The 9,394-nt window shown below is 75.4% G+C and carries 9 protein-coding genes and 1 pseudogene; 5 read left to right on the forward strand and 5 right to left on the reverse strand.

What is annotated here, in order from left to right:
• Positions 1-165 precede the first annotated feature (165 nt).
• From ABD879_RS06330 to ABD879_RS06350, 5 genes are all read left to right on the forward strand, one after another.
• Positions 166-354 carry a hypothetical protein gene (locus tag ABD879_RS06330; RefSeq protein ID WP_345018358.1) on the forward strand — a complete coding sequence of 63 codons (189 nt, stop codon included), beginning with the start codon at positions 166-168 and terminating at the stop codon, positions 352-354.
• Positions 351-1,934 carry an MFS transporter gene (locus ABD879_RS06335; RefSeq protein ID WP_345018360.1) on the forward strand — a complete coding sequence of 528 codons (1,584 nt, stop codon included), beginning with the start codon at positions 351-353 and terminating at the stop codon, positions 1,932-1,934. Before ABD879_RS06330 ends, ABD879_RS06335 begins: the two co-directional genes overlap by 4 nt.
• A gap of 124 nt (positions 1,935-2,058) precedes the next feature.
• The gene (locus ABD879_RS06340) at positions 2,059-2,976 is read left to right on the forward strand and encodes a class I SAM-dependent methyltransferase (RefSeq protein WP_345018364.1); all 918 of its coding nucleotides are present in this window, start codon (positions 2,059-2,061) and stop codon (positions 2,974-2,976) included.
• Between the two features lie 145 nt (positions 2,977-3,121).
• A complete protein-coding gene (gene cysC / locus ABD879_RS06345) occupies positions 3,122-4,642 on the forward strand; it encodes an adenylyl-sulfate kinase (RefSeq protein ID WP_345018367.1) in 1,521 nt (506 codons plus the stop codon).
• Between the two features lie 125 nt (positions 4,643-4,767).
• Positions 4,768-5,766 (forward strand): sulfite exporter TauE/SafE family protein, encoded by a 999-nt coding sequence (locus ABD879_RS06350; protein WP_378271849.1) that lies wholly within the window; start codon positions 4,768-4,770, stop codon positions 5,764-5,766.
• Positions 5,767-5,802: 36 nt separating this feature from the next.
• Here the strand turns inward: ABD879_RS06350 and ABD879_RS06355 are convergent, their stop codons facing one another.
• The 5 genes and pseudogenes from ABD879_RS06355 to ABD879_RS06375 all read right to left on the reverse strand — a co-directional run.
• Positions 5,803-6,231 (reverse strand): FAD synthase family protein, encoded by a 429-nt coding sequence (locus tag ABD879_RS06355; protein ID WP_285492070.1) that lies wholly within the window; start codon positions 6,229-6,231, stop codon positions 5,803-5,805.
• The gene (locus tag ABD879_RS06360) at positions 6,228-7,022 is read right to left on the reverse strand and encodes a CDP-alcohol phosphatidyltransferase family protein (protein WP_345018370.1); all 795 of its coding nucleotides are present in this window, start codon (positions 7,020-7,022) and stop codon (positions 6,228-6,230) included. The genes ABD879_RS06355 and ABD879_RS06360 overlap by 4 nt, the downstream gene beginning before the upstream one ends.
• On the reverse strand, positions 7,019-7,486 hold the full coding sequence (locus ABD879_RS06365) for an adenylyltransferase/cytidyltransferase family protein (protein WP_345018371.1): 468 nt from the start codon (positions 7,484-7,486) through the stop codon (positions 7,019-7,021). Before ABD879_RS06365 ends, ABD879_RS06360 begins: the two co-directional genes overlap by 4 nt.
• Before the next feature lie 132 nt (positions 7,487-7,618).
• Entirely contained in the window at positions 7,619-8,932 is a 1,314-nt protein-coding gene (locus ABD879_RS06370) for a lipopolysaccharide biosynthesis protein (protein ID WP_345018373.1), read from the reverse strand.
• A pseudogene (locus ABD879_RS06375) lies at positions 8,929-9,394 on the reverse strand (hypothetical protein); the annotation flags it as partial. The gene ABD879_RS06370 and the pseudogene ABD879_RS06375, both read right to left, overlap by 4 nt.

Here is a 9,394-nt window from a genome sequence, read left to right on the forward strand (position 1 = left end):
ACGGGCCCCCGCGCGATCATCCGGCCGCGCCGCACTCGGATAGGCCGCGACGAATTTTCTCCAGGCCACGGAATTCGCATAGGTCGCGACGAAATTCGCGCAGTCCAAGAAATCTGTATAGGCTGCAACGAAATTGTCACAGTAGAGACGAGCGTAATTCACTACATGGACACCGAGGAAATTCCCACTGCGGGGATCCGCCATCGCAATGGCCGCCCGGCCGCCTCGTCGGCCCAGCTCACCGGGGTGATCGGCGTCACCTTCGCCCCCGTGCGCCGCCACCGCACCGGCCGGGATCTCGCGCTGCACGCGCTCGACCGGCGCGCCGCCGCGGACGCGCGGGGGCGGGCATGACCCACACCGCGAAGCCGGCCGACCCGGCCCGCACGCGTCCGCACCCGCGCCGCTGGGCGGGCTTGGCGGTGCTGTCGGCCAGCCTGCTGATCGTCGTGATGGACATGACGGTCCTCAACGTGGCGCTGCCCGCGCTGTCGGCCGATTTGCGGCCGGACGCGGTCAGCCTGCTGTGGATCGTCGACGTCTATTCGCTGGTGGTGGCCGGACTGCTGGTCACCGCCGCCGCGCTCGGCGACCGGTGGGGCCGCCGGCGGGTGCTGCTGGCGGGATTCGCCACCTTCGGGCTGGCCTCGCTGGCGGTGCCGGCCGCCGCGACCCCCGGCGCGGTCATCGCCGTGCGGGCCGTGCTGGGCGTGGGCGGCGCGATGATCATGCCGGCCACCCTGTCGATGATCCGGCACCTGTTCACCGACCCGCGCGAGCGCGCCACCGCCCTGGGCATCTGGGCCACGATGGCGGGCCTGGGCTCGGCGCTCGGCCCGATCCTGGGCGGCGTGCTGCTGGAGCACTTCAGCTGGCGGTCGGCGTTCCTGGTGAACGTCCCGATCATGGCGGCGGCGCTGGTGCTGGGCCGCTGGCTGCTGCCCGAGTCGCGCAACCGGCGCCCGGCCGCCTCCGGCGGGGCCGCCGGCGCGGGGAGCTGGGACCTTCCGGGCACGCTGCTGTCGATCGTCGGCATGGTCGCCCTCGTCTACGCGATCAAGCACTTCGGCAGGGACGGCCCGGCCGACCCCGGCGCGCTCGCCGCCGCCGCGCTCGCCGCCGCCGCGCTCGGCTGGTTCGCGGTGCGCTGCCTGCGCCGCCCCGACCCGATGCTGGACGTGCGGCTGCTGCGGCGGCCGGCCTTCTGCGCCGGGCTGGTGGCCGCGCTGAGCGCGAGCATCGCGGTGTCCGCGGCGATGCTGCTGCTGGCGCAGTGGATGCAGCTGGTGCGGGGCTACCCGCCGCTGGAGACGGGGGTGCGGCTGCTGCCCAGCGCGATCGCCACGGCCGTGCTGTCGCCGCTGGCCCCCGCGCTGGCCGCCCGGATCGGCGCGCGCACCGTGCTGGCCGGCGGCCTGGCCGTCACCGGGCTGGGGTTCCTGGTGCTGCCCGCCGCCCCCGAGCCGCTCGGGTACGGCACCGTCGCCGCCGCGCTGACGCTGGTCGGCGCGGGACTGGGCTCGCTGGCCGTGGCATCCGCCGTGATCATGGCGGGCGCCCCGCCGGAGCGCTCCGGCAGCGCCGCCGCCATGGAGGAGACCACCTACGAGCTGGGCGGCGCGCTCGGCGTGGCCGTGCTGGGCAGCGTGGCCGCCGCCGTCTATCGGGCCGGCCTGCCCCCGGAGCGGCTCGCCGACGCCGGGCTGACCGGATCGGCCGCCGCCACCGCGCGCGAGTCGCTGGGCGGCGCGCTGGAGGTCTTCGCGTCCTTCGGCGAGGCCGGGGCGCGGCTGGCCGAACGGGCGCGGGAGGCGTTCACCTCGTCGCTGGAGTGGGCCGGCGTGGCGGGCGGCGCCCTGCTGCTCCTCGGCGCCGCGCTGGCGTGGCTGCTCACCCCGCGCGACCTGGACCTGGCCGACGGCCATGAGCACTGACGGCGGCGCGCCCCGCGTTTTGACGCGCGGATCGCCCGCGGGGTTGGTCGCCTGGCCGCATGCGGCATGCCAAGAAGCCGCAAATAGCGGACAGTGCGCAGTCGTGCGATTACGCTGCGAGATTGTGACCGATCTGCGTACGCCGCCGCTCAACGACGGTGATCTGTTCTCAGAACGCGTCCGGCAGTACGCCCATGACCGGCCGCTGCGGCCCGTCCACATCCTGGAGGCCGGATGCGGCTGGGGGCGGGGCCTGGACCTGGGCGACTGCGAGCGTCGGGTCACCGGTGTCGACATGGACGCCCCGGCGCTGCGGGCGCACACCGCCGACCGCACCGACCTGGACGAATGGCACCTGGGCGACCTGCGCACCGTGCCCATGCCGCCGCGCGCCTACGACGTGGTGCACGCCTCGTTCCTCATCGAGCGGGTGCCGCACGCCGAGCTGGTGCTCGACCGGTTCGTCGCCGCGCTCAAGCCCGGCGGGCTGCTGCTGGTGCGGCTGCGCGACCGCAACACCGCGTTCGGCTTCCTGGACCGCAGGCTGCCCCGCTGGCTGCGCGACCCGCTGTGGCGCCACCTGGCCCGGCGCGGCCGGGTCGAGCTGCTGCTGCGGCCGGAGGCGTCGCCGGGCGCGATGCGCTCCGCGCCGCAGGCCGGGGGCCCCCGGGAGGCGGTCTTCCCGGCGGCCGCCGCCTCCCGGGACGGCGCGGACGGCACCGCGGAGGGGCGCGAAGGGCGCCGCGCCCGCCGGCGGCCCGGCGGCGAGCGCGCCGCCCGCATCGGCGTGCCGCCGCCCGCCGTGTACGAGAAGGTCGCTTCCCGGCAGGGCATGCGCTGGTACTGCGTCATGCGCGGGCTGGTGATCGCCGAGGAGTACACCTCGCGCGCCTCGCTGGACGCGCTGGGGGCCGGTTCCGGCCTCGTCGGCGGGCTGTGCCAGCTGGTGGCGTCGTTGTCGCGCGGGCGGCTGACCGCCGAGCACAGCGAGGTGACGCTGGTCATCCGCAAGCCCGAGAACCGTTTCGCACGGGTCATCTGAGCGCGCGCCCCGTCCGGCGGCCGCCCCGCCCCGCCGCGGCGGGCCGAGATGCGCACACCGGTGGACGGTAGGTAAATTTTCTGCGGAATCCCCCTACTGACCTGCGTCGGCCCGGTTCCCCGCCCGGGCAGGATCGGAGACCGCGGTGACCGCCGAGACGGGCCTTCCCGACACGCTGCGCGACCTGCCCGCACACACGCCGGGCACGGTCGAGCTGGCCGATCTGGAACTGCTGCTGGCCGGGGCCTACCCCCCGCTCAAGGGGTTCCTCGGCTCGTTCGACACCGCCATGGTGATCGCCGGCGGCCGGCTGGCCGACGGCACGCCGTGGCCCGTGCCGGTCACCCTCGCGGTGCCCGAGGAGCTGACCGGTCACGAGAAGGTCGTCCTGCAGGACCCCGAGGGCGTGCCGCTGGCCGTGCTGAGCGTCGCCGAGTCCTGGCGGGACCCCACCAGCGGCGGCTGGCGGCTGGCCGGCGGCCTGGAACCGCTGCGCGCCCCCGCGCACGGACCGTTCCACCGCCTGCGCCGCCGTCCCGACGAGCTGGAGCGCCCGGACGGCCCGCTGCTGGCCGTCGCCACCCGCGAGCCGCTGCACCGCAAGCAGCTGGGCCAGGTGCGGCAGGTGGCCGAGCGGCTCGGCGCGCGGGTGCTGGTGCTGCCGCTGCTGGGCGGCGAACACGACGAGGCGCTGGTGCGGGCCCTGCTGGCGGTGCGCCGCGACCTGCCGGACGGCGCGCAGGTCGTCCCGGTGCCGCTGCCGCCGCGCGACATCGACGACCCCGGCGGCGAACGCGACCTGCTGCTGCGCGCGCACGTCGCCGCCGCCTACGGCGCCACCCACCTGCTGGCCGACGAGCAGCAGGCCGACACCGCCGAGAAGACCGCCGACGGCGCCCCGATCCCGGTGGTGGTGCCCGAGCCGTGGGCCTACGACGCCGACGTGGAGGTGTGGCGTCCCGTCGCCCGCATCGAGCCCGACCACGTCCAGGCGGAGCTGACCCGCGAGCGGCTCGGCGAGCTGCTCGACCGGGGCGAGCCGATCCCCGACTGGTTCACCCCGCCCGCGGTCGCCGCGGAGCTGGCCGTGGCGCGGCCGCCCAAGCACGAGCGCGGCCTGACGGTGTTCTTCACCGGGCTGTCGGGGTCGGGCAAGTCGACGGTGGCGCGCGGGCTGGCCGACGCGCTGGTCGAACGCGGCGGCCGCACCGTCAGCCTGCTGGACGGCGACGTGGTGCGGCGGCTGCTGTCGGCCGGGCTGACGTTCTCCCGCGCCGACCGGGACCTCAACATCCGCCGCATCGGGTTCGTGGCGGCCGAGATCACCCGGCACGGCGGGGTGGCGATCTGCGCGCCGATCGCCCCGTACGCCGCCACCCGCGCCGAGGTGCGCCGCATGGTGTCGGCGGTCGGCGACTTCGTGCTGGTGCACGTGGCCACGCCGCTGGAGGAGTGCGAGCGGCGCGACCGCAAGGGCCTGTACGCCAAGGCGCGGGCCGGGCTCATCCCCGAGTTCACCGGCGTCTCCGACCCGTACGAGGAGCCGGACCCGGCCGTCGACGGCGGCGCCGACCTGCGGCTCGACACCACCGGGCTGGAGCCCGACGAGGCCGTCGCCCGCGTGCTGGACCTGCTGGAGAAGGGCGGCTGGGTGCGCCCCGCCTAGCCCACCCGACGCAGCGGCCACTTTTTCATGTCCTGTCCGGTACGGGACCCCTGGCTGCCGATCATGCCTGCCGGGCGTTTAGTCTTGTTTTTCGGTTTTCCCGATATACCCGGTAGGTCATGCTCATGGACTTCGATTGGACGATGGCGTTCGGCTCCTTCCTGGTCGCCATCGTCGTCGGGCTGACCGGCATGGGCGGCGGCGCGCTCATGACGCCGATGCTCGTGACGTTCTTCGGCGTGAGCCCGCTGGCGGCGGTGTCCAGCGACCTGGTCGCCGCGGCGGTGATGAAGCCGGTCGGCAGCGCCGTCCACTACCGCCAGGGCACCATCAACCTGCGCCTGGTGGCGTGGCTGTGCGCTGGCTCGGTGCCCTGCGCGTTCTGCGGCGTGCTGGTGGCCCGGGCCCTCGGCGACGGCGCCGCCGTGCAGGACGTCATCCAGAAGGCCATGGGCGCGGCGCTGCTGCTGGCGGCCGCCGGATTGATCGCGCGCGGCTACCTGGCGCTGGCCGACCGGGCCGCGCGGCGCGGGCCCGGCGAGCGCCGCACCGCCGCCCCCGGCTCGCCCGCCGCCGCCGACGCGCCCGCCATCAGGATCCGGCCGGTGCCGACCCTGCTGGTCGGCGCGGTCGGCGGACTGGTGGTCGGCATCACCTCGGTCGGCTCCGGCTCGCTGATCATCGTGGCGCTGCTGGCGCTGTACCCGACGCTCAAGGCCAACCAGCTCGTCGGCACCGACCTGCTGCAGGCGGTGCCGCTGGTGTTCGCCGCCGCCCTCGGCCACCTGCTGTTCGGCGACTTCCACATGGAGGTCACCGCGGCGCTGCTGGTCGGCTCCGTCCCCGGCGTCTACCTGGGGTCGCGGATCTCCTCGCGCGCCCCGGGCGGCCTGATCCGCCGCGCGCTGGCGTTCGTGCTCGTCGCGTCCGCGCTGAAGATGTTCGGCATGGGCACCGAGGTGCTCGCCTGGACGCTCGTCGGGCTGGCCGTGGCGGGCACCGCGGCCTGGGCGCTGCTGCGCCGCCGCCACGGCCTGCCCGCCCTGGAGATCACCGGCAGACTCGCGCGGGCGCCCCGGCAGGACGAGCCGGAGGTCTCGCGGACCCCTGCGGGCAGGAGCTAGCCGCCGCCCGGCGCCGGGCGCCCGGCCCGGCGCCGCTCAGCGGGAGCCGGTGATGAGGGCCCGCAGCGCGGTGCTGGAGGTGTGCACCGTGTACGGGAAGTAGACCACCCGCACCCCGCGCGCGCCGAGGTCGGCTTCGAGGCGGTCGCCCTTGGGGGTGCCCTTCCAGTCGTCGCCCTTGAACAGCACGTCGAACCCCAGGCGCTCCCACATCACCACCTTGTCGGCGGAGACGTCGGTGACGACCTCGTCGACGCAGCCCATCGAGCCGACGATCTCCATCCGCTCGGCGTGCGGGACGATCGGCGCCCGCCCCTTGACCTGCTCCAGCACCTCGTCGGTGACCACGCCCGCGATGAGGTGGTCGCACTCGGCCCGGGCCCGCTTGAGGATGTTGAGGTGCCCGATGTGGAACATGTCGTAGGCGCCCGGCACGTACCCGACCACGCCCGTGCGGCGGCTCACCGGCGCACCCCCGTCTCGGCCGGCCGCGCGCCGGCCGCCGGGGCGTCCAGGCCGCCGACCTCGCGGAACCACTTGACGGAGGCGGCCAGCAGGAACAGCGCGTTCCCGGCGAACAGCAGGGTGTAGACGGGCAGGAACACGTCGGTGAAGCCGAGCAGCAGGAACGCCACGCACAGCACCCCGTAGTCGGTGGGGATCACCAGCAGCGACCGCAGCGTCGACGGCGCCGCCGGGGCGGGCGCCGGGCCGGTGCGGCGGGCCCGCGCCAGCAGGTCCTTGAGGATCATCCCGAAGAACATCACCGCGGCCACGATGGTGAACCCGAGCGGGACCAGCAGGTAGGCGTCGCGGTCCAGGTCGTAGAACCGGTACCAGGACACCAGCACCGCCGAGTGCAGCGCGGAGATCTTCGCCGCGTCCACCATGTGGTCCAGGTACTCGCCGGACGCCGAGCCGCCGCCGCGCAGCCGGGCCAGCTGGCCGTCGGCGGAGTCGAAGGCGTAGCCGACCACCAGCGCCAGGCACACCGCCGCGCCCAGCCACGGCGCCGGATCGACCAGCGCGATCAGCGCGATGCCGGTGAAGGTGAAGCAGGCGCTGATCGCGGTGACCTGGTTGGGCGTCAGGCCGGCCACGTACGAGGCGGCGGCCAGCACGCGGCCCAGCTTGCGGTTGACGAACCGGGAGTAGGCGGGGGCGCCCTTGGCGCTCTTCTGCGCGGACCCCAGCCGGGTCAGCGCCGCGCGGAAACCGGCGGGCGCGGCGGCGTCCGAAGCGGTCGGCGCGCTCACGCGACCGACGTCCTCGGTGCGGCGCCGGCACCGCCGGCGCGGGACATGCGGATGCGTTCGCGCAGGACCGGGCTGCGGGTCTCGGCCACGTCGGGGAACGACACCACGCGCACGCCCGTGCCCGCCAGCTCGCGTTCGGCCGCCGCGGCGGCGCCGCCGGCGTCGTCCGGGGACGCGTCCGCGCCGGCGAACACCACGCCGAAGCCGACCGCGTCGAGGGCGGGCCGCAGCGCCGCCCGCTCCAGCGGCACGACGTCGTGGACGCCGCGCACGTTGCCGACGATCTCCATGCGCTCCAGCTGCGGCACCACCGGCCGCGTGCCGTGCACCCGTTCGGCCAGCTCGTCGGACCACACGCCGACGACGAGCCGGTCGCACAGCCGGGCCGAACGTCGCAGGACGTCCAGGTGACCGACGTGGAAGAGGTCGAAGACCCCCGGCGTGAAGCCGATCACCTCGCGCATGCAGCCCCCTTGCCCCTGTATGCGGGCCTACGTGTACGTCCGTCCTGGGAGAACAGCCGTACGCTAGCAGCCCTTCGCCCGACCGTTGTCGCAGTTCTGCCTATTGGTTTCATGGCGTTCATCCGGTGTCCATCAGGTTCTGCTGAGGTCCGCGGCGGGCTCGCCGGACGCGGGCGGCCCGGCCGGTGCGGCGCCGGCCGGCGGGTCGCCCCGGCGCAGCATCCGCCACAGCAGCGCGGCCGACACCAGTCCCCCGGCGCCGAGGCAGAACGGGGCGATCGACGCCGCCCGCTCGTCCACGGCCAGCAGGACCGCAAGGACCAGCAGCCCGACCGTGCTCTCCACGCTGCGGATGGCGAACACCGTCCGGGACCGCTTGCGGGCGGTGGCCAGGCTCGCCAGCGGCAGCGTGCAGGCGAAGCACACCGCGTACACGCCCCAGCCGACCGCGGCCCGGCCGTCGACGTCGAACGAGCCGCCGGTCACCACCGGCCCCAGCCAGCCCGCCAGCGCGATCCCGGCCAGGCTCATCACCAGCGCGATGCCCGCCATCAGCGTGCACGCCCGTACCGCCTGCCGGGCCCGCATGGGGCGTCCCTCGCGTTCGGCCTTGGCGAAGTCGCCCAGCAGGAACCAGCCCGCGCCGTTGACGAACGTCAGCGCCGGGGCCAGCAGCAGCCGGGCCGCCTCCACCGACGCCAGCGCGGCCGTGGACGCGAACCCGGCGATCATCAGCCGGGCGGCCAGCAGCGCGCTCGGCCGGATGCCCGCCTGGATCGACCGCCACCACGCGAACGCGGCGATCTCGCCGAACGCGGTGCCGCGCAGCGGCGCCCGGGCGTACTCCTCGCGCGGCAGCCGCAGCCAGGCCAGCAGGATCGAGGCGGCGCAGCCCACGCACATCGCGCCGAGCAGCAGCTCCAGCGTCGCCTCGCCCGCCAGCGTCTGCCAGCCGCCCAGCACGCCCAGCGTGACCAGCAGGTAGCTGCAGTCGTTCAGCGCCAGGCGCCAGAACTCCATCCGCGCGGTGAAGATCCGCCGGCCGGTCTCGTTCAGCAGCCACAGCGCGACCAGCAGCGCGAACAGCGCCGTGCCCGCCGCGCCCGCCAGGTCCATCACCAGCGAGATCACCGCGCCGACGAGCGCGCCCGCGGTCACGGTGCCCGCGACCGACAGCAGCAGCGCGCCGCGCACCCGCGGGTCGAACCGGTCGAAGACGGTCAGGGTGTCGCCCACCCACGCCGTCTGCACCGCGGTGATCATGACGAGGACGGCGACGAACAGCGCGTACGCGCCGTAGCCGTCGGCGCCCAGGCCGCGGGCGGCCAGCGCCTGCACGACCAGGCTGCCGCCCGCGGTGACGAACTGGACCGTGACCGCGCCGCCCGCGGACGACAGCAGCCGCCCGAGCTTGCGCGCGATCCGGCCTTCGGGGCCCCCGCTCACCTGTCGAGGTCGTAGCGCATGAGGGTGGACTCGTTCTTGCGCGGCCTGGCGTCCTTGGCCAGGTCGTCCAGGGAGAACTTGTCCTCGGCGGTGCGGCTCGGGTCGCCGTCGCCGGGCTTTCTCCGCGAGGACGACGCCGACGGCGCGGACGCCCCGTTGCGCGACATGCGGCCGCCGGCCGGGGACGCGTCACGCGGCGGCGGGCGGCCGGTGTCCGAACCTTGGGTGCCGTGCCGACCGGGCCGCGCCGGGCGGCGGCCGCCGCCGCGTCCGCCGACCGGCCGTCCGTTGCGCGAGCCGTTCAGCTCGCCGCGGCCGTTCTGGGGAAGCGGCGGCATCGGCCCCTTGGGCGCGTCGTCCGCCGACCACGGCGGGCCGGACCGTTCGGGCGCCGGGTCCGCCGGGGCGGACCGGCCGCGGCGCGGACGCGACGGCTCGGGCGCGGCGGGCGGCGCGGCCGTC

The organism is Actinomadura keratinilytica (assembly GCF_039539665.1).
Classification (GTDB): domain Bacteria; phylum Actinomycetota; class Actinomycetes; order Streptosporangiales; family Streptosporangiaceae; genus Spirillospora; species Spirillospora keratinilytica.

Coding starts and splice junctions, on each gene's coding strand:
- ABD879_RS06330 (WP_345018358.1), top strand. CDS start 166: ATGGACACCGAGGAAATTCCCACTGCGGGGATCCGCCATCGCAATGGC.
- ABD879_RS06335 (WP_345018360.1), top strand. CDS start 351: ATGACCCACACCGCGAAGCCGGCCGACCCGGCCCGCACGCGTCCGCAC.
- ABD879_RS06350 (WP_378271849.1), top strand. CDS start 4,768: ATGGACTTCGATTGGACGATGGCGTTCGGCTCCTTCCTGGTCGCCATC.
- ABD879_RS06365 (WP_345018371.1), bottom strand. CDS start 7,486: ATGCGCGAGGTGATCGGCTTCACGCCGGGGGTCTTCGACCTCTTCCAC.